The organism is Streptomyces sp. NPDC053665, assembly GCF_055585285.1.
This window is the reverse complement of record NZ_JBVJKK010000004.1, coordinates 638165-655476: the sequence shown is the minus strand read 5'-3', so window position 1 is coordinate 655476 and position 17312 is coordinate 638165. Positions and strand designations below refer to the sequence as shown.

At 67.6% G+C, this 17312-nt stretch carries 22 protein-coding genes and 6 pseudogenes; 9 read left to right on the top strand and 19 right to left on the bottom strand.

Annotated features, from left to right (window positions below; genetic code table 11):
* Positions 1-18: 18 nt before the first annotated feature.
* Positions 19-1812, top strand: coding sequence for a DrmB family protein (gene drmB, locus ACZ6ZN_RS19985; protein WP_469647977.1), 1794 nt, complete (start codon positions 19-21; stop codon positions 1810-1812).
* A 414-nt stretch (positions 1813-2226) separates the two neighbouring features.
* Here drmB and ACZ6ZN_RS19980 read toward each other — a convergent pair.
* Both ACZ6ZN_RS19980 and ACZ6ZN_RS19975 read right to left on the bottom strand, forming a co-directional pair.
* Positions 2227-2349: pseudogene (locus ACZ6ZN_RS19980) on the bottom strand (DNA cytosine methyltransferase); the annotation flags it as partial.
* A gap of 12 nt (positions 2350-2361) precedes the next feature.
* Positions 2362-3117: a DNA cytosine methyltransferase gene (locus ACZ6ZN_RS19975; RefSeq protein WP_469647974.1), complete on the bottom strand. Its 756-nt coding sequence runs from the start codon at positions 3115-3117 to the stop codon at positions 2362-2364.
* Positions 3118-3119: 2 nt separating this feature from the next.
* Here ACZ6ZN_RS19975 and ACZ6ZN_RS19970 point away from each other — a divergent pair.
* Both ACZ6ZN_RS19970 and ACZ6ZN_RS19965 read left to right on the top strand, forming a co-directional pair.
* A pseudogene (locus ACZ6ZN_RS19970) lies at positions 3120-3680 on the top strand (IS5 family transposase); the annotation flags it as partial.
* A 419-nt stretch (positions 3681-4099) separates the two neighbouring features.
* On the top strand, positions 4100-4594 hold the full coding sequence (locus ACZ6ZN_RS19965; protein WP_469647970.1) for a hypothetical protein: 495 nt from the start codon (positions 4100-4102) through the stop codon (positions 4592-4594).
* Between the two features lie 65 nt (positions 4595-4659).
* On the opposite strand, the gene ACZ6ZN_RS19960 is transcribed toward ACZ6ZN_RS19965, so the two are convergent.
* Both ACZ6ZN_RS19960 and ACZ6ZN_RS19955 read right to left on the bottom strand, forming a co-directional pair.
* Positions 4660-4872 (bottom strand): transposase, encoded by a 213-nt coding sequence (locus ACZ6ZN_RS19960; RefSeq protein WP_469648058.1) that lies wholly within the window; start codon positions 4870-4872, stop codon positions 4660-4662.
* Positions 4873-5210: 338 nt separating this feature from the next.
* Positions 5211-5336 (bottom strand): annotated as a pseudogene (locus tag ACZ6ZN_RS19955) (transposase family protein); the annotation flags it as partial.
* Between the two features lie 171 nt (positions 5337-5507).
* Between ACZ6ZN_RS19955 and ACZ6ZN_RS19950 the strand changes: the two are divergent.
* Positions 5508-5891 carry a hypothetical protein gene (locus tag ACZ6ZN_RS19950; protein ID WP_469647968.1) on the top strand — a complete coding sequence of 128 codons (384 nt, stop codon included), beginning with the start codon at positions 5508-5510 and terminating at the stop codon, positions 5889-5891.
* Positions 5892-5982: 91 nt separating this feature from the next.
* Here the strand turns inward: ACZ6ZN_RS19950 and ACZ6ZN_RS19945 are convergent.
* Together ACZ6ZN_RS19945 and ACZ6ZN_RS19940 are read right to left on the bottom strand one after the other, a co-directional pair.
* Positions 5983-6159, bottom strand: a pseudogene (locus ACZ6ZN_RS19945) (DUF6207 family protein).
* A 107-nt stretch (positions 6160-6266) separates the two neighbouring features.
* Positions 6267-6467, bottom strand: a pseudogene (locus tag ACZ6ZN_RS19940) (lamin tail domain-containing protein); the annotation flags it as partial.
* Between the two features lie 277 nt (positions 6468-6744).
* Here ACZ6ZN_RS19940 and ACZ6ZN_RS19935 point away from each other — a divergent pair.
* From ACZ6ZN_RS19935 to ACZ6ZN_RS19925, 3 genes are all read left to right on the top strand, one after another.
* Entirely contained in the window at positions 6745-7110 is a 366-nt protein-coding gene (locus ACZ6ZN_RS19935; RefSeq protein WP_469647965.1) for a hypothetical protein, read from the top strand.
* A gap of 419 nt (positions 7111-7529) precedes the next feature.
* Positions 7530-7706 (top strand): hypothetical protein, encoded by a 177-nt coding sequence (locus ACZ6ZN_RS19930; protein ID WP_469647962.1) that lies wholly within the window; start codon positions 7530-7532, stop codon positions 7704-7706.
* Positions 7707-8132: 426 nt separating this feature from the next.
* Entirely contained in the window at positions 8133-8387 is a 255-nt protein-coding gene (locus ACZ6ZN_RS19925) for a hypothetical protein (protein ID WP_469647959.1), read from the top strand.
* On the opposite strand, the gene ACZ6ZN_RS19920 is transcribed toward ACZ6ZN_RS19925, so the two are convergent.
* Together ACZ6ZN_RS19920 and ACZ6ZN_RS19915 are read right to left on the bottom strand one after the other, a co-directional pair.
* Entirely contained in the window at positions 8371-8718 is a 348-nt protein-coding gene (locus ACZ6ZN_RS19920) for a DUF4913 domain-containing protein (protein ID WP_469647957.1), read from the bottom strand. The two genes, ACZ6ZN_RS19925 and ACZ6ZN_RS19920, sit on opposite strands and share 17 nt — an antisense overlap.
* 17 nt (positions 8719-8735) lie before the next feature.
* Positions 8736-9005 (bottom strand): hypothetical protein, encoded by a 270-nt coding sequence (locus ACZ6ZN_RS19915; protein ID WP_469647956.1) that lies wholly within the window; start codon positions 9003-9005, stop codon positions 8736-8738.
* On the opposite strand from ACZ6ZN_RS19915, the gene ACZ6ZN_RS19910 reads away from it, so the two are divergent.
* Entirely contained in the window at positions 8944-9246 is a 303-nt protein-coding gene (locus ACZ6ZN_RS19910; protein ID WP_469648061.1) for a hypothetical protein, read from the top strand. The genes ACZ6ZN_RS19915 and ACZ6ZN_RS19910 overlap by 62 nt on opposite strands.
* Here the strand turns inward: ACZ6ZN_RS19910 and ACZ6ZN_RS19905 are convergent.
* From ACZ6ZN_RS19905 to ACZ6ZN_RS19885, 5 genes are all read right to left on the bottom strand, one after another.
* Positions 9177-9368 carry a hypothetical protein gene (locus ACZ6ZN_RS19905; protein ID WP_469647953.1) on the bottom strand — a complete coding sequence of 64 codons (192 nt, stop codon included), beginning with the start codon at positions 9366-9368 and terminating at the stop codon, positions 9177-9179. The genes ACZ6ZN_RS19910 and ACZ6ZN_RS19905 overlap by 70 nt on opposite strands.
* Entirely contained in the window at positions 9365-9853 is a 489-nt protein-coding gene (locus ACZ6ZN_RS19900; RefSeq protein WP_469647951.1) for a hypothetical protein, read from the bottom strand. The genes ACZ6ZN_RS19905 and ACZ6ZN_RS19900 overlap by 4 nt, the downstream gene beginning before the upstream one ends.
* A complete protein-coding gene (locus ACZ6ZN_RS19895; protein ID WP_469647949.1) occupies positions 9850-10140 on the bottom strand; it encodes a hypothetical protein in 291 nt (96 codons plus the stop codon). The genes ACZ6ZN_RS19900 and ACZ6ZN_RS19895 overlap by 4 nt, the downstream gene beginning before the upstream one ends.
* Positions 10141-10301: 161 nt before the next feature.
* Positions 10302-10559: a hypothetical protein gene (locus ACZ6ZN_RS19890; RefSeq protein WP_469647947.1), complete on the bottom strand. Its 258-nt coding sequence runs from the start codon at positions 10557-10559 to the stop codon at positions 10302-10304.
* Positions 10559-11257: a hypothetical protein gene (locus tag ACZ6ZN_RS19885; RefSeq protein WP_469647945.1), complete on the bottom strand. Its 699-nt coding sequence runs from the start codon at positions 11255-11257 to the stop codon at positions 10559-10561. Before ACZ6ZN_RS19885 ends, ACZ6ZN_RS19890 begins: the two co-directional genes overlap by 1 nt.
* 799 nt (positions 11258-12056) lie before the next feature.
* Here ACZ6ZN_RS19885 and ACZ6ZN_RS19880 point away from each other — a divergent pair.
* A complete protein-coding gene (locus ACZ6ZN_RS19880) occupies positions 12057-12410 on the top strand; it encodes a hypothetical protein (protein ID WP_469647942.1) in 354 nt (117 codons plus the stop codon).
* A gap of 100 nt (positions 12411-12510) precedes the next feature.
* Here ACZ6ZN_RS19880 and ACZ6ZN_RS19875 read toward each other — a convergent pair whose 3' ends face one another.
* The 6 genes and pseudogenes from ACZ6ZN_RS19875 to ACZ6ZN_RS19850 form a co-directional block, all read right to left on the bottom strand.
* A complete protein-coding gene (locus ACZ6ZN_RS19875) occupies positions 12511-13065 on the bottom strand; it encodes a hypothetical protein (RefSeq protein ID WP_469647940.1) in 555 nt (184 codons plus the stop codon).
* 248 nt (positions 13066-13313) lie between these two features.
* Positions 13314-13697: a hypothetical protein gene (locus ACZ6ZN_RS19870; protein ID WP_469647937.1), complete on the bottom strand. Its 384-nt coding sequence runs from the start codon at positions 13695-13697 to the stop codon at positions 13314-13316.
* A gap of 103 nt (positions 13698-13800) precedes the next feature.
* Positions 13801-14322, bottom strand: coding sequence for a hypothetical protein (locus ACZ6ZN_RS19865; protein WP_469647934.1), 522 nt, complete (start codon positions 14320-14322; stop codon positions 13801-13803).
* A 14-nt stretch (positions 14323-14336) separates the two neighbouring features.
* Positions 14337-14837 (bottom strand): DUF6207 family protein, encoded by a 501-nt coding sequence (locus ACZ6ZN_RS19860; RefSeq protein WP_469647932.1) that lies wholly within the window; start codon positions 14835-14837, stop codon positions 14337-14339.
* 154 nt (positions 14838-14991) lie between these two features.
* A pseudogene (locus tag ACZ6ZN_RS19855) lies at positions 14992-15480 on the bottom strand (lamin tail domain-containing protein).
* 491 nt (positions 15481-15971) lie between these two features.
* Positions 15972-16688, bottom strand: coding sequence for a carbonic anhydrase (locus ACZ6ZN_RS19850; protein WP_469647929.1), 717 nt, complete (start codon positions 16686-16688; stop codon positions 15972-15974).
* Positions 16689-17312 lie beyond the last annotated feature (624 nt).

Sequence of the window (17312 nt, the reverse complement as noted above, 5' to 3'; positions counted from 1 at the left end):
CAGACACCGACCCAAGGCGTGTTGGGACGGCTCGGTGCGGTACGCCGAGCCCAGCAGATCACCACCTACGGGGTCGGCTCCATGGTGGCCATCGGCGACCAGTCGTTCCTGGTCAGTGGACTGGACAGCTGGAGAGTGGGCCCAGACTTCGACATCCGCGAGCCACGGCTCGAAAGCGATCTGGGCGTCCGCGGCTTCCACCTGCCGCCCGCGTCCGATCCTCCGGCCGGTGACGGGGTCCGCGTGCGGCGCTTCCCCACCACGTACTCCTGTCAAGGGTGCGGTGCTCTGAAGCCCTACAACGAGTTCAATTCGCCCAAGGGGCGCGGGCACTGCGGACTGTGCGACCGCACGGTCACCCCCTCCCGCTTCATCGTGGCGTGCGCCAAGGGGCACCTGTCGGAGTTCCCCTACTGGGAATGGACCCATCGGGGCCGGGAAGCGTCCGCCTCCCGATCGACCGACCGGTGTCGGATGAAGCTGATCTCCACCGGACGCACCGCCTCGCTGCGCTCCATCGTGATCCAGTGCAGCTGCGGCAAGAAGGCGTCCCTTGAAGGGGCTTTCAGCAGCAAGGAGATGAAACGACTCGGAATCCGCTGTGAGGGCCGGCGTCCCTGGCTCGGCGGCGACGCCGGGCAGCCGGACTGCAAAGAGAGCGTCCAGGCGCTGCAGCGCGGTGCTTCCGCGGCTTGGTTCCCCGTGCTCCGCTCCGCTTTGACCATTCCACCGTGGCACAAGGCGTTGATGCAGCTGGTGATGCGGCGAGAACACCGCCGGCACCTCGTCGGCAAGGAGGATGCTGGCATCGCCGAGTACGCCCTGGACGAAGGCTGGTTGGCCGACGGCCGCTACACCCGCACGGACATCATCGAGGCCGTGCGCACCCTCGAGGCGGCCGAGTGCGAGGAAGACGCCGACCCGGAGAATCCGGACGTCTCGGAGTTGGCTGACGCGCTGCGCATCGAGGAGTTCCGCCAGCTCAGCTCCACCACCGAGGACATCCCCGACAACGAACACTTCGTGTGCGTGCCCGCCGACGTCACGCCCGACTCGCCGGCCGTGCCCGGCATCGAGCAGACCATGTTGGTCAAGCGCCTGCGCGAAGTACGCGCGTTGACGTCCTTCACCCGGGTCACCGCTCCCACCCCGTCGGACCCGCCTGGTCGCCGTGCCCGGCTCCACCGGGGCGGTATCTCCTGGCTCCCGGCGATCGAGGTGATCGGCGAGGGGGTGTTCGTCCGCCTTGACACGGACCGGCTGCGGGCCTGGGAGGCCACGGTGGAGTCCCAGCCGGCGGGCACTCGTCTCCAGGGCCTGCGCCAGCGGCACCTGAAGATGCTCCACGACCGCGGCGACACACAGCCTCAATCACCGGTCTCAGCGCGACTGGTGCTGGTACATACTTTGGCCCATGCGCTCATCAACGAATGGAGCCTGGACTGCGGCTATCCGGCGGCGTCCCTGCGGGAGCGTCTGTACGTCTCGGACGAGATGGCGGCGTTCCTCCTGTACACGGCGACCAGCGACTCGGCGGGCAGCCTCGGCGGCATCATCGCCCAAGGACAGCCCGAGCGACTCGCCTCCTCGCTCGAGTCGGCGCTGCGCCGCAGTTGCTGGTGTTCGGCCGATCCGCTGTGCATGGAAGCAGACGCCAGCGGCACGGACGGACTCAACCTCGCCGCGTGCCACGCGTGTGTCCTGCTTCCGGAGACCAGCTGCGAGCTGAACAACATCTTGCTCGACCGCGCTCTGCTCGTGGGCGCCCCCGAACTGAAGATCACGGGCTACTACTCACAAGCGGACGAATGATTCAACCTCGACGGCCCGCGGATCACTCGCTCCTCGTGCAGCGTCTGCGCCCTGCACGACGACACCCACCGACAGGTAGGCGGGCGGAGAGGAGCAAGGGGCGGTTGGGTGGTCTTCCAGCCGCCCCCGTGCCGCCGTGGGGCTACGCCTATCCCCCGTCTTCCGTCGCTCGCCCGTTTCCTCGGCACCCTACGGATCCGCGCTGATGGTCAATCACCGCGGGGAATTCCCCGGGGCGACCGGATGCTGGCCGGACGCACGGTGTCGGTGCCGCGGCACCGGGGCCGGCCCCTACCCGAAGGTGGTTCGTCGCCTGCCGAACTCCCCTTGGGTTCCCGCATCCGGCGTCGACGGCCTCCGTGTGCGCCTCAGCGGGTAGGCACGGCCGCCTTGGGAGGCAGCTCGGTGTTGCCGTCAGGGACGGCACTGTCGGAGGTATTCGTGCATCGCCTTGCCAATGGCGGCGCCGAGTCCGACGGGGACGGCGTTGCCGATCTGGCGGGCGATCTGAATCTTCGTGCCGTGCCATTTGAAGTCATCGGGGAAGCCCTAAATCAGGGCGGCCTCGTAGTGGGTGATGGGGCGAGGCGCGGTGGGGTGCAGGTAGCGGCCCTTTTCCGGCTTGTAGAACTCGATGCGGATGGTGACCGAGGGGCGGTCGAGGTGCAGCCGGCCCATGACATCACCCGAGCCGCTGTCGTGGCGGTCCCAGCTCGGAGTCGACAGGGGAACATCGGCACCGTCGATGAGTGCCGTCTTACCCCGCAGGTCCTTGCGGTTGCCGCCCGGGGGGATGGCCTTGTATCGCTCCAGGGAGAGCGCTCTGGGGCTGCGCCCGATGTGCAGCTGGGTGGTGGTGTAGGGCCCGGGCACGTGAACGTCTTCGCGGATGGTGATGCCCTGGGGGCCGATGTCGGGCAGTTCCGTGCCCTCGGTTTTCTCGGGGGTCTTGGAGAAGACGGCCTCTTGGACGGTGGCCCAGGCGGGGGCGCCGTCGGTGGTTAGTTGACCTGGCACAACGCGCGTGTGGGTGGGGCTGGGGTGGGTCAGGGGCGCACCGGTGGGATGGGAGGCGATGACGTCCTCGCGGGTGGCGATGACGATGGTCCGGCGTCGAGCCTGGGGTACCCCGTAGTCGGCGGAGTTCAGGATGGCGACGACCATGCGGTAGTCGCCCAGGCGTTCCTTGTCCGCGACGGCCGCCTTGAGGTCAATGAGCTGTGGGGAGCGCAGGAAGCGATCGACGTTCTCGATGACGAAGATCTTCGGGCGGATCTCCTCGACCGCCCGTAGGTATTCCTTCACCAGCAGGGGACAAACGAGAGGACCCGGCACACCCCGTAGGCAACGACCAGGCACTCGGTCGGTCCCGCGGCGGACTGACCACGAAGATCCACCTCGCCTGCGACGGCCGGGGCCTGCCCCTGACCGTTGTCGTCACACCCGGCAACGTCAACGACTCCATCGTCTTCGACACCGTCATGGGCGCCTTGAGAGTGCCCCGAGCAGGCGCCGGACGCCCCCGCTGCCGACCCGACGCGGTCCTCGCGGACAAGGCGTACTCCTCCCGCGCCATCCGACAAGCCCTACGAGACCGGGGTATCCGGGCAGTAATCCCGTAAGGCACAGACCAGAAGGCCAACCGCGTATGGCGCGGACAGGCCGGCGGCAGGCCACCGACCTTCGACCGTGAGCTCTGCAAGAACCGCAACGTCGTCGAGCGCTGCTTCGCTCGCCTCAAACAGTTCCGCGCGATCGCGACCCGCTTCGTCAAACTGGCCAACCGCTACCAAGCCGGACTCCAACTCGCCTCGCTCATCCTCTGGCTCCGCGGACCTGCCCAAGATCCTTTGTCAGACAGGCCCTAGCGCTGAAGGGTCCTGATGCTCCGCCAGCTCTCCCCCGTGCTGCGCGGCCTCCTCGTCCGCAGAGGCGCCGCGGAACCACCGCCTCGCCCACTGAGACATACCCGAGTCCGAACGGACATCCCGGCTCACCTCCGGCACGGGTGAGGAGCCCTCCTAGGTCAGCCACGCCCGCCCGCGAATGGCCCTTAGTGCTCAGGCGGGTGTACAACCAGCTTGGCCATCACCGCGGGTGCGCCGAGATCGGCTGCATCATCGATGCCCTGGACGCAGGAAGGATCAAGGGGAGCCGTAGTCTTGCCATGGTGCACAAGCCGTTCGACCATCCCCGCAACCGAGAGCTGATCCCCGGTTGTGATCAGTGCCAACGCGTTATGGACCGGCTAGGTATCACCGATACATTCGGAGGCGGGTGAGCGGGCTTGGGAACCATCCTGATGGGGCTGGGACGGGTCCAATGGGGTGACCTCGAGGTGCCCAGGGGGTCCGCGCGGGATATTCCCACGTTGCTCTCCAAGGCGGCCTGGTCGGATCGCGAGACTGGCAGCCTGGCCCTGGACTACTTGGCTGATCTGGTGTGCGAGTTGGGTTTCGTCATCTCCGACGCCACCGCTCCGACCGTACCCTTCCTCCTGGAACTGGCCGGGGCTCCTCACGTGGCCTGCAAAGCCGAGGTGCTCCAACTCCTGCTGAACATCTACTCCTCTCGGGAGTGGAGTCACTCCGCAGCGGATGCTCTACCTAAGTACGCCGACAACTACACCCACAAGGTTCAGTGGGAAGTCACCGCGCACCACGCGGTGCTTGCCGGCCGCCAAGTCGTCGAGGGGCTGACCGGTTCCATCGACCCCGACGTCGCTGAGGCCGCCAGCAAGCTCCTGGACGCCCTCGATACAGAGGATCCCAGTGCCTCCTAAGGGCTGTCACGTAATTGATCTCCGGGTCGCCTCAGGCATGGTGGGCTGCCGTTCGGTCCGCTGGCCTATCCGCCGAGGGCGAGGTTGTGCATCCGCGCGATGCCGAGCATGGCGTGGTGGACGCCCTCGCCTTTGAGGCGGCAGTAGCGCAGGACCTTCCAGGTCTTCATTCGGGCGAAGACGTGCTCGACGCGGGCGCGTACTTGCTGTGGACCTTGTTGTGTTCCTCTTTCCAGTCCGGGAGTTCGGCCTGGCCGCGCTTGCGGCGGTGCGGGGATGACGAGTCCGGTGCCCGGGTAGCCTCCGTCGGCGATCGTGAGAGTCTCGCCGACTGCGGCCTTGGCGTCGGATTCCTCCCTGCGTTGCAGTCGTTGCGGTCCCCGGCGAGGGGCCGGTCGACCACGACGATCAGGCGGGTGTCAGCGTCAATGACGACTTGATGGTTGGTGGAGTGCCGGTAGTTCTTCGACCGCTCGGCGATGGTGTGATCCCGGGCGGGGACCAGGGTGCGGTGCCGTTTACGATGAGCACGGTGTTCTTGGAGAACCGCTTGCGGGGGCTGGAGAGCGAGCATCGGCCCGAGGTGGTCGACGATCCGGTCCGCCGCCGACTTCGACACCCCGAAGAGCGGCGCGAGCTGGCGCATGGTCAGGTCCGTGCGCCAATACGCGGCGACAAGCAGTGCTCGGTCCTCCAGCGGAAGGCTCCACGGCCGGCCCTTGCGGACCGCGCCCGCGCCCATGCGCCGCAGAACCGTCACCAGCTTCCCGAACCGCCGTGGGCTGAGCCCGGTGAACGGGGTTATCCAGGACGGCTCCGCCGCCGTGATCACACCAGCCTCACCAAGATCATCTCAGTTGCCGACGCTGCCCCATGTCCTCGATCCTGTGTCTTGGGCAAGTAGGGTTAGCACATGGGGCTGGTTCTTTACCCGGGCGACGGAGACAACAGCAGTCCGGATGTCCCCTGGTCCTACAGCGGTTTTTCCGCGTTCCGGCGGCGTCTGGCCGAGGCCGAGGGGTTCGTCCTCTCCGAGGTGTGGGGTTTCGGCGGCGAGCGCCCGTGGAGCGAGGTTTCCACCGCCCTGAAGCCCATCCTCGATCATCCGGATGACGGCGGTGACGACCTCTCGCCTGCCGAGTGCGCCTCGATTCTGGACCGGCTGGAGGCGATCACCGACCAGTGGGCACGCGAGGGCAGCGACCAGCTCCTCCAGCAGCACTCCAAGGACGCCCGCCAACTGGCCGACGTCCTGCGGCTGTGCATCGAGAAGGACGTCCCGCTGGCCTACCTCTGAACCCGACCGACCACGGAACCCACCTCCGGGACAGCCCTTAGGTAGCCGAGTCTCGGCGCTGCTGGGCAAGTCCCTGTCGCACGCCCAGGTGTCAGCGCAGCCGCACACCGGGCTCGCCCGGCACTCGGGTCGTCCGGTCGGCCGTGGCGGTCGCCTAACGCCCGGTGCGCAGCTGCTGGATGGCGGAGGCGGTTTGGTCGTCGCGCGCCGCCACCTCGACGACGGCCAGGCCCGGCTGTGCCACGTGTGCTTCGTTGATCGGTTGCATGCCTGGCATGACGAGGTCCCGCCGGTGCGGGTTGCCGCCCTCCATGTCGCTTCACTCGACCGAGTACTCATCGCCGGTAGGTCAGCTCATCGCCGGGGTGTTGATGGTCAGCGGTGCTTGTGGCCGTGGCCGCCGCCGTGGCGGTTGTGGCTCCAGGAGGCGTCATCGATTAAGCGGCCTCCGTCGTTGCGCAGGGTGGCGGTGTCGGAGCGGTTGTCCCAAACGTAATGGCTGCGGTCCTGGTAGAGGTCGATACTGCGGTCGCGGCCGACGCCGATGTGGATACGGACCGTTGCGCGGCCTTCGAGGGTAGTGGTCGAAGGCCATTTCATCCAGTCTTTTTGTGCATATCCCATATATATGCTGTTCACCCCTTGCTCTGTCCGCCGTGACAGCCACCGCCAGGGATCACGCGGCAAGTTTACGTTACCCCCCTAGGCAATCGCGATCGAATCAGCCCGGACATGAGCTATCGAAATCTATTTACGCATTGAACCATTCCGGGTTCATCGACAGGCAGACGGGAACTTACCGGTGTACCGTTGATCTGAGGGTTGGCCCCGTGCTTCATGATTGGTGAAGGCAATGATCGTCATCGAACTCCTGTCGCTGAAGTGCCTCGACGCCGCCACAACGCCACTGGGCTCCGAATATGATGTCGCCCTGGTTACGAATAACGTATCCCGCAAGGGGCCTTGGGGACTGGACGAGGGTGAAGAAATAGACCTCAGCCATATCTATAACGGGGGCATCGACCCCGGCACCCCAAACACTCGGTGGAAGTTCGACCTGGAGAAGACCAGCGCAGCCTTCACTGGCGACACCGAGACAACCACCGTATGGCGCGCAGATTACGACAGCGACAGTGACTTTCTATTCACGAAGCGCACCCTGCACTTCGAGAATGAGGGAGATTATGCGCTCTCCTACAGGTTTGTAGACCAACCCTGATGCTCGCGCTGCGCCGGGGCCGCCGGGACGCCTTGGACTGCGTCGAGCGGCTGGCAGAGAGCGAGGGGCTGGCGGTGCACCGGCAGGGATAGCGGTGGCACGCAGGGTGTAGCCCAGCTGCGTCGTACGATCACGTCTTGGCCGAGCGCGGCCCCGCTCGGCCCCGTCCAGTTCGACGGTGCGGAGGAAGTCGGCGGCCTGTGCGGCATGTCGCCCTGACGTTCGTACTCACCTGTGGCGCGGGCCCCGCGTATACCGGCCCCGCGCTATCGCTCGCCGGAGTAATTGCGGGTCCGGTCATGTGCCCCCTCGATCGAGGCGAGGATTAGCCGCTCATGCGAGCTCCTGTGATCCAGTCTGCTTTCACCCTGACGGTTGCCGTCGTGCTGTTGGCCCCGTTGAGGTCTGGGGCGGTCCCGATGAGCGCCGGCGACACCAGCGAGGAGGTGACGATCTCCGTCAGGGGCCGAGGCCTGCACGTCGGCAACACTGTCACCAGCAGCAAGCAACGCGCCCACGAGGCCTTCCGGATCTACCGGCACACCGGCTCATCGGCCAGCCAGGCGAACGTCACCCGCTGGAAGACGGCCCGCTGACACAACGCCGGAATGACCCGGTTCGCCGCCGCCTGGAAGGTCAACCGGACCTTACCTCACGGGACGTGGCTGTGCGCGATGGCCAGGCAGTCGTCCGGCAATCCCTGCATTCGGATCCACCGCTGACCCGCCCCGCCCGCGAGAGCGCCCTGCCTTGCAAGGGGGCCGGGCGCTCGGTCAGGAACCGAAGACCACTCCGCAACTCCCCGGAAACGCAACCCTCACCCCGAGTAATAACAACAGCCTCTCAAGTCGATAATTGACTGTTGAATCAGCGCTGCGGTTGCATTCCATAGGACTATTGATGTGAAGGCCAAGCCAGCACAGGAAGGTGACTTCCGTAGGGCTGCAGGTGACGGTCACAAAAGTTTATTGTCGCGTGGCGACCGTGTAGGAGCAGACGACCTGTACAGAAAATTGGATGACGTGAAGATCTGGCCCGGCTTTCACTACGAGCAGATCGACGAAGGCGAGACGAAGATAATCGGGCGCACCCACATCTTCGCAGACGGGTCCGAAGCCATAATTTCCCTTTGGGAGTACGACAGCGGCTCGGCAAATGACTTCATTGGCGACTTCAGGGTGTCGGAGGCTAATGTCGGCGAGGGAGAAACTTACAGGTCCCTTTACGGCGACGATTGCAATTACGACGTTTACGTCGAGGTCAAGCGTTATCCCTGAACATGTGCAAGCTGCGGGCGGTCACGAGGGGTGACCGCTTTCGTGGCTCCAGGCGCTCGGTACCGGGCTGGGCAGACGGTGGTTGATCTGGTGCTCGCCCTTGGTGCAACCCTGGAATGAGCCCGTAGGCGCGACAGTTCTCGTACGGCGAGTCCAGGTGGTCGCGGTGCCATACGGAGGGGCCGGTGTTTCCGCAGCTCACGGGGCCCGCGAGTTCCTGCCAGGCGAGCCAGCAAGCGTGCAGGCGGGCGACAGCGACGGGGTGCTCGAACCACAGGCGGCACCAGCGGGCGTCGGCCGATGGCTCCCCGAGGTAGCCGGGTACGAGCACACCCTCGACCCACCGGATCAGGGCCCGCAGCTCGTCGTCGTATTGCGGCGGATCAAGCAGCAGGATGAACGGCGGGTACTGCGGCTCCTCCTCTGTCTCCTGCCGGCGCTCTCGCCAGCCAGCTCCTCCTCGTCAGCGTAGGCCTCGCCCGGCCCGGCCTCCTCGCCTTGGGCGAGCGTCTTGACCAAGGCCGTCAGCTGGGTGACCTGGACCTTGAGGTCTTCGATGTCCTCGAACATGCCGACCGGCACGTCGAACTTCGGGGTCTCGTCTGGTCCATCGGCCACTGCGTGCCGCCTTCCGCTCCTCGTACGCGGCGACCGCGCGCTTGGTGATGGCCTGCTCCTCGGCCTTCATCTGCGGGCCGATGTGGGCCATGAGCTTCTCCGCGTACCAGGGGCGCAGGCTGATCTGCGCGACCGGCATGCCGGTGACCAGCAGCAGGGCGGTGCTCTTCTTCACGGCGCGGATCTCGGCTGGGTCGAGGACCTGCTCGCGCTGCTGGAGTACGAGCCGCGCTCGACGTAGTGCGCGCCGGTCAGCGTGGAGACGTCCTGGGCGAATTCGCGTCGTCCAGGCCGACACCGATGATCTTCTTGGTGGCCGCGCTCCACATGGCGTCCATGCCGACCTCGCCCCAGGGCCTTCACGCCTTGGCGGTAGCTCTGCAGGATGACGAAGGGGGTGATGCCGCGGGATCCGAGGTGAAGTACAGATCGGGCAGGTCGGTGATCTTGCCAATGTTCGCGGCCTCGTCCAGGACGGCGCGCATCGGCTCGGGCAGGCGGCCGCCATGGCGCTCGCCCGCTTCGGCGCCGGCGGTGAACACCGCGTCGGCCAGGGCGGCGACGACGGCTGAGGAGGGGCCGCCCTTCTTCGACAGCAGGTACAGGGTGTCCCTGCTGAGGGCGAACTCCTCGGAGTCGAACCGCGGGTGGTGCTTGTCCGGGGTGACCCATGCCAGCACCTTCTCGTCGCGCAGCGCACTGACGGCGGTGCGGGCGTTTTGGTAGATGCCGGACTCCGTCTCTTCAGCGATGTTGATGGAGCTGTCGACCTGCTCGGCGAGGACGGGCTCGTGGGAGTACAGCACCCGCAGCGGCGCCTTCTCCTTCGGGTCGAACAGCCACTTCATGACGTCGCGGCCGCTGCCGCCTTCCCCACCACATCTGCCGCTCGGCCTGGGCCACGCCCTGGGTGTCCAGGATCCAGGGGTGTCCGACCTTCGCCCGGCTGGCGAGTAGCAGCGTAGACGTCGGCCTTGCTGTTGGTCTTCAGCAGGGCGCTGGGCGCCTCTTTGGCCACGGGGATGGCCAGCGAGGTGGTGGCCTTGCCGGCGCGCGGGGCCGTGATGGCGACGTAGGTGTCCTCGTCCGAGCCGCGCAGCTCGACGCCGGAGGGCATGTGGTCGCCCAGCAGCACGCCCCGGTCGCGGCCCGGGACTTGGCGGTCTTGGCCTCCGTGAGAGAGGCGCACAGCCGGGTGGCGGTGCGTGCGGCCTGCTTGGGCGTCAGTTCCCGCACCTGGTGCAGCGTCGCCAGGCTGGAGGGGTTCTTGAACCAGCGGAAGGCCCAGCGCACCCCTCACACCAGGAACACCACGACGGCCACGTCCGCCACGGTGGCGCCGACGATGGACGCGGTCTGCGAGTGCGGCCAGGCCGAGTTCCAGTCAGTGACCATCTGGAACGCGGCGACCAGGGAGGTGGGGGCGGGGGCTGCCTCGTCGCGGGTCAGCATGGCGCCGGCGGCCGCGCCGGACCACGTCGACACCGACAGCGTCACGGCGCCGCCGAGAAGGATGCCTCCGGCGGCGCATGCCCGGTCGTTCTCCGTCATCATCAGCGTCCGCCTCCCGTGGCAGTCATCCGGCGGCGTTTGTTGTCCGTGCGGTACGGCCGCAGCTCCGTCGAGGTCAGCTCCAGCGCGGACGCGTTGCCGGGCCGAGCGCCGATCTTGATGAGGTACTTGCGCGGCCCGGGTGCCGGGCGCCCTACTCCGTCGCCCGGGGCAGCGTAGTCGGCGTCGTCGTAGGTGGGGTCGATGTCCAGCCCGGTGCTGGACGCCGACGACCACGAGCCGATCATCATGCGTTCCTGCTCGGTTAGGGAGCGCTTGCCGGTGACCCGGCGCAGCTCCTCCCCGGAGGACGCGCCGATCACCCACGTGTCGCAGCGGTCCATCAGGCCGCGGGCCTTGGCCCGGTCGGTCACCCGCAACCGGGCGATCCTCTTGTTGACGTCCCACCGGTCCGGGATGCAGTCCAGGGCCCAGAACCCGTCCTCAAACTCCACCACTTCAGCGTGCTCGGCCCAGCTCAGCACTCGGCGCTGCGCGTCCGACAGCGGCCAGCGCTCCACCTCGGCGATCTCCTGCTCGGTGAGCATGTCGTCGGCCGGGCGGTGGGCCTGGTCGTAGTGCGCGTAAGCGGCGATCCGGGCGTCGCCCTTGTCGTCCCACTTGCGGGGCAGCGGGGCACTGACGCCGGGCACGCACCGGTCGCACCCCAGCCCCCACCAGTCCCGGTGACGGGTGGACATAAGCGACACCAGCCGCACCCCGGGAGGCCAGGGAAGCTTGTCCGCAATCGGCGCCGGGGCGGGTTCGGCGGCCGCCGCCGGCGCGTCCTCGGTCCGGGGTTCGGCGGCCGGCCGGGGCGTCTCGCCGCTGGGCCGCAGGCCGCTGCCGGGGCAGTCCTCGACCGCGGCGCGGGCAGGCTTATGGGGTGCGAGGACACCGGCCACGACGGCCTTGTGCAGTCCGCAGCAGGGGCACCGGGCGGTGTCCTCGACGGCGGGAGCAGGGGTCGGGACGCCGGGGCAACAGCCGCCCTCGCCCTCCCACTGCTCGACGGCCTCGCGAGCGGCGGTGACCGCGCAAGCGACCCGGAGACAGGCCTGCGGGGTCAGCTCCCCCGGTTCGGTTTCATCATGGGACTTCCTTGATCATTGGAAGTTCTCGGTGGCGCCGGTCCGGGATTCCCGCTCCATTCCGACTCTACTAACTCAATCAAGTTCTAGGGATGAGTCAAGGTTCCTCAACCGACCCCTTCACCCCCTGCCTGAACTGCGACTTCACGGAAATGGCTAAACACCCCTGATCGTCCAAGCGTCAAATATTGAATTGATCCTCAACAGAACAAGAAGGTGGGTTGCATCACCAACGAAAAAGTGGTCCCATAAAAGAGACGAGCATCACTCGGGGGCGAGCTGTAGATGGCGGGACTAGTCCAGCTCTACGACGAACGCCATTTGCCTGGATGCATAGCCTTGCGCAAGAGCGCACGCAAATCACACCAGCGCGAAAAATTCCGACTTGCCGAGTCGGGAGGCGATTTTCATGGGTAAGGCCGTCCAAGCACTGCGAATAACTTGCCACGCAACCGACGACGATGACGTTGATGAACTGTTCATGTTCTACAACGGCATCCGATTCTGGCCAAATGCTGGCGACGGCACCGTCGGGGTGACGGCCACCGGCACGTACAACGTTTTCAGCCCCATCGTTTCGTTCAATGGCAACAACGTGCGATTCAGCCTGCGGGATGACGAGAGTCCTCTTGGTTCCGACTCTCTCGGCTGGATAGACATCTCCCCCAGTGAGCCTGTCGGAGAACACGAGGCGGACTTTGACGGCGGCGGCGACGACGGGCACTACACACTGACTTACAAGATAGGAAACACTGACTTTTGACTAATGGGTGTCCCCCTGAGGCACCCATTACGGGCATGGCTGGCCGGATGGAGCGGTCAGCCATGCTTACGGGCCTCGGTGACGGCGCGCTTCCAGGTGCTCAGGCCTCGCCGTGCTGCTCGGCGAGGGCGGCGGCAATCTCCCCCGCCTTCCGGCCGGGCGCGGCGGCCAGGGCCTCGACCGCCAGGGCGACCCTGGGGTCCGGGCCCTCCGCCGGCGTGCGGCCAGCCGCTCCGGCCCGGGGACCGGCGTCGGCGTAGGCCCAAAGCTGGCGCCGGGTGCGGTACTCGCGCATGTGGCCGCTCTCCAGCTCCTCCTCGCGCACGGGCGCGGGCCACCCGGGCGGCGGGTTGTCGCGGTAGTGGCTGATCGCGCTGACGCTGATCCCGAGCACCTTGGCCTGGTCCGCCGGGGGCAGTTCCTCGTCGGGGTTGCCGCTGTAGTCGACGCCGTTGCGCTGCCGCCGGTACTCGGTGTGCCAGCGCTCCCAGACCTCCAGGTCCCAGTACAGGGCGCGGTCGATCCGGCGGGCGGGCGGGTGACCGTTGCTCTCGCGGTCCGCCCACAGGTTGCGCAGGGTGGCCTCGCCCTTGTACCCGGCGCGGGCGGACAGCTCGGCTCGGGTGGCGTACGTCCGTCCGTCGAGGGTCTTCATGGGTCCTGATCCTTGGTGTGTGTGGAACGCGTCTACCATGCTGGCGTGCTCGGTTGACGGCCTGTTGAGGGCGCTCGGTGGCCGGGCCATTGCGGCCGACGGGATTCCCACGCTTTTGCGCCCCGTCGGCCGCCTGCATTCCTGGGGCCGTCCAGCCGACGGGGAGCGGAGGTTTCCGCTCCCCACTCCCCCCGCCGGCCGGGCCGGGGCCGATCAGCAGGGAGCGCGGGCGCCCTGCTCCGGCGGCGTCACCACAGCCGTCCGGCGGTCTGGTGCCACTCGGGCTGCCCGCCGTCCTCGAACGGTTCGATCACGCCCTTCGTGCCGACGTCGCCGTCCTGGTAGTGCAGTTCGCCGTCGAACTCGTGGGCCTCGCCCATCCATGCGGACAGGGCCATGAGGCGGCGGTTGATCGAGTAGGAGTAGGTCGCGCGGTCGCGCACTCGCAGGTACTTGACGGCCTTCGGGCGGCCCTGGTCGTCGGTGCCGCTGTCGCTGTCGGGAACGAGCACCCGCGCCTCCCGTTCGACCAGTGCCGTCAGCTCGCTCTCCGTGATGCCGTGGGGGGCGACGTGGAAGTCTTCGACCTCGAACAGCTCCCACAACTGGGCGAGCGGGACGGGCGGGTACAACTAGACAGTTCCCTTGACGCTGTAGTCGACTGCCATGAGGTTCCTCCTGATGAGGGGCGCCGGGCCCGGCGCTCGTCCGGGCCCGGCTGCCTGGAGGTGAGGGCTACTGCTGGTAGGCGGTGATCAGTTCGCGGACCTTGGCGTCACCGGCACACCCGGCGGGCGCCCCGAACTCGGCGGACGCCGGGTGCCGGTGGGTGCTGGGCAGTTCGCCGTTGCGGCCGCGCTGGTGCGACCAGTAGCGCGGGCCCTGCCAGCCGCACAGCAGGCACTCCTGCCACCACGGGTTGTCGCTGTCGGAAAAGCCGGTGTACGGCTTCCAGCGGTGCAGTGCCAGCGCGGCCATGACCTGCTGTGCGGTCTCGACGTTGCGGGGGGTCTCCGGCATCCGCGGGTGCAACAGCGGCACATCGCCGTCCGGCACCGGCACGGCGGCCATCACGTCCGCGAAGGACATGGCCGTGATGCAACCGGCAGCGTACTCGGCGGCCACGTGCGCGGCCGCCGCCTGTGCGGCCGCCTGGGGGACGCCGCGGCGGCCCTTCTCCGGACGGCCGAGGTTGTGCTCGCCCTCGCTGGTGAGGGTGAGCCAGTCGCGGTGCCAGCGGTCCACCGCGCCGATCACGGTGGTCTCGCCGATCAGGACGGGGTAGCGGCGCTCCCAGTGCTGCGGGGCCGAGTCGGAGCGCCAGGGTCGTCGTCGTGTTCATGCTCGTGCCTTTCGTTGAGGTTGATCGGTGTCGGGCGGCTGGGCCGGTGGGGCGGCCGGGCACGATGCACCTGTGCCGCAGGTGGGTCATGGCCTGCAAGTGCTCCTCGCACATGGAGGGCGTCCCCGGCGCCAGCGGGGAGATCGGGAAGTAGGTGCACTCTCGGGGCGCGCCTGGGTGGCAAAGTCCTCCTCGTAGTCGCCGTACAGAACCCCGTCGCTGCCGCCGTCGGCGATCCGGATCGCGCTCCCGCCCGCGACCGACATGCACCGGGCTCGCCCAGCACCCGCGTCGTCCGGCCCGCCGTCGCGGTCGCCCAGCGCCCGGCGAGCAGCTCCTGGATGGCGAAGACGGTCTGGTCGTCGCACGCCGCCACCTCGACGACGGCAAGACCCAGCTGCGCCACGTGTGCTTCGTTGCCCGGTTGCATGCCTGGCATGACGAGGGGCCGTACCGATGGGGGTGGCCGTCCGCCATGTCACTTCACTCGACCGAGTACTCACGCCCGGCCCAGCGAGGGCTGAGCGCGAGCCACGGACCACGACTTTGCCCCCGGCCCGAGGGCCGGGGGCAAAGCCGGTAGGTCAGTGCGTCGGCGAGGTGGTCAGCTCATCGCCGGGGTGCCGACGGTCAACGGTGCCCGTGGCCACCGCCATGGCCGCGGTGGCCCCAGGAGGCGTCGTCGATGAATCGGCCGCGGTCGTTGCGCAGGGTGGAGGTGTCGGAGCGGTTGTCCCAGACGTCGTGGCGGCGGTCCTGGTAGAGGTCGGTGCTGTGTTCGCGGCTGACGCCGGTGTGGATACGGACGGTCTCGCGGCCTTCGAGGTGGTAGTGGTCGAAGGTGTAGGTGTGTCCGCCCTCGTCTTCGAAGGGCCAACCTCGAGGTTGACCGCGCGGCTGGCGGTGTTGGTGATCTCCACCCACTCGCGGTTCAGGGAACGGTTGGAGCGGTCGTCACAGCCCGGGGAGTCGTACTGGACGGCCGTGATGTGGAACTTGGGCCGGTCGGGGCGGGCGTGCTCGGAGGCGGATGCCGGCAGGGTCACCACGGAGACCAGGGCGCCAGCGGCGATACGGCGAGCGGTGACAGCAGTGTGACCGTTCCGGGCCCGGTGGCCGGATGCTGTGGCTCGTGCATGGCTGGCTGCCGGATCATCGTGCCGACCAGATGGAGGTGGCGGCGCGGTGGAGTCCGGCGAGGTAGATGGTGGCGGGCCTTCGCCTCCTTCGCTTCCGTGCTAGCCGGCCGGTTCGTAGATGAGAGAGGGCGGAGCCGTACGCGGCTCGCAGCGTAGGCGGGCCGCCTGAATCGCCGTGGCGGAGGCCGTCGCCGCCAACGGCCCGCCCGCCGTTGAGGCCGCTGCCTGTGGGCGCACTGCGCGAGGCTGAGCCTGGGCTATGCGCACACAGCGGAACCATGTCGCCTCACGGGCCGGCAAGCCCGTGACCACGGGCGACTCTTCATTCCCCGCCCCCCCGGCAAGGCGTTCCTGGGTCACGCCCTATCGGCAGGGGGCGCCGCTCGCTGGATCGGCTGCCCGCTGAAGGAGGGCGCGATAGCCCATTAATTGATGATGTGTACGCGCTGGCTGGTCAGTTCATAGCGCGCTCCAACGATGGCCAGTTGTCCGGCGGTGACCTTGGCCGCCAGATCGGGCTCGATGGCCAGGCGGGATCTCACTGCCCGGACGTTGGCGTCTATGGTGGCGTCTATCCGGGCATCCCCTTCCTTGGAGTGGTCGATGGTCGGACGTATCTGATCCGCCAGATACTGGATGTGGCTGGGCAATTGGGTGCCGGAAGTCTCTGCCTCGACAGCCGCACGGACCGCTCCACACGACTGGTGTCCGAGCACCATGACCAGCGGGATGTGCAACTCGAGGACACCGTAGGCGATGCTGCCCAGGACCGCTTCGTCCAGCACCTCGCCGGCGGACCGTACGGTGAGCAGATCACCAAGCCCTTGATCGAAAACCAGCTCGGGCGGGACACGCGAGTCTACGCAGCCGAGTATCACAGCGAAGGGGTGCTGACCAGATGTCAGACTTTCGCGCACGGCCGGCGTCTCGTCAGGATGTACCTCCCTGAAGGTGCGCCACCGCCGATTCCCCGCGGCCAATGCGTGCAGGACCTGGTTCGGTGTTGTCGGGCGCGGCCGCGGTGCAGCAGCGGATGCCCCGGAAGAGGAACTCACAGCGGCTGCACCGACAACGGCTGCGGAGGTGAGTCCGGCCCGCAGCACGGCGCGGCGAGCCGGGAGAGAACGGAATCGTAAGTTCATGCGGGGAACGTACTTCCGTTAATCGAGCCCACGGCACCCCATGGGTCTACTTTGACTCCCCCTTGGGCGCGACTTGGTACGTACCTGCGTCCACGAGCTTTCATCTCGGCACGAGCACTGCGACAAGGACAGTCGCCTCGCAGCGGACCGCTGGCTTGTCGTACCGCGCGGCGACGGCGCGATGCCCCTTGAAGCGGTTGGGCCCGCACTCGACCGCTTGACGCTCGCGGTAGTCGGCTGGGTCGAACTGCGGCGGCGAACAGGAGCGGGCTGGTCCAGGTGGTCAGGCAGACGAGCGGCCAGTGATGGCCGGCAGGGTCGTGGTCCTGATCCGGCGGTAGGTCCTGAAGCCGTACCCGGCCAGCGCTGCCCAGACGACGGTACTGGCGACAGGCCACCACAGGTCCCAGCCCTGCTCGCCCCGGAGGAGATTGACGGTCCCGTTCGCCGCCCAGCTGACCGCGAGAACGAGCGCCGCCCACCTGGCCCATCGCCACATCCGCATCGTCCCACGGGCACGGGCTTCCTGGGGACTCTGATCACCCTGTCGAAGTCGTGCGCCATCCACACCTACCCGCCTACCCCCTGACCGCTCCTTGCCCCCCACTCCCGAGGAGAAGGCCG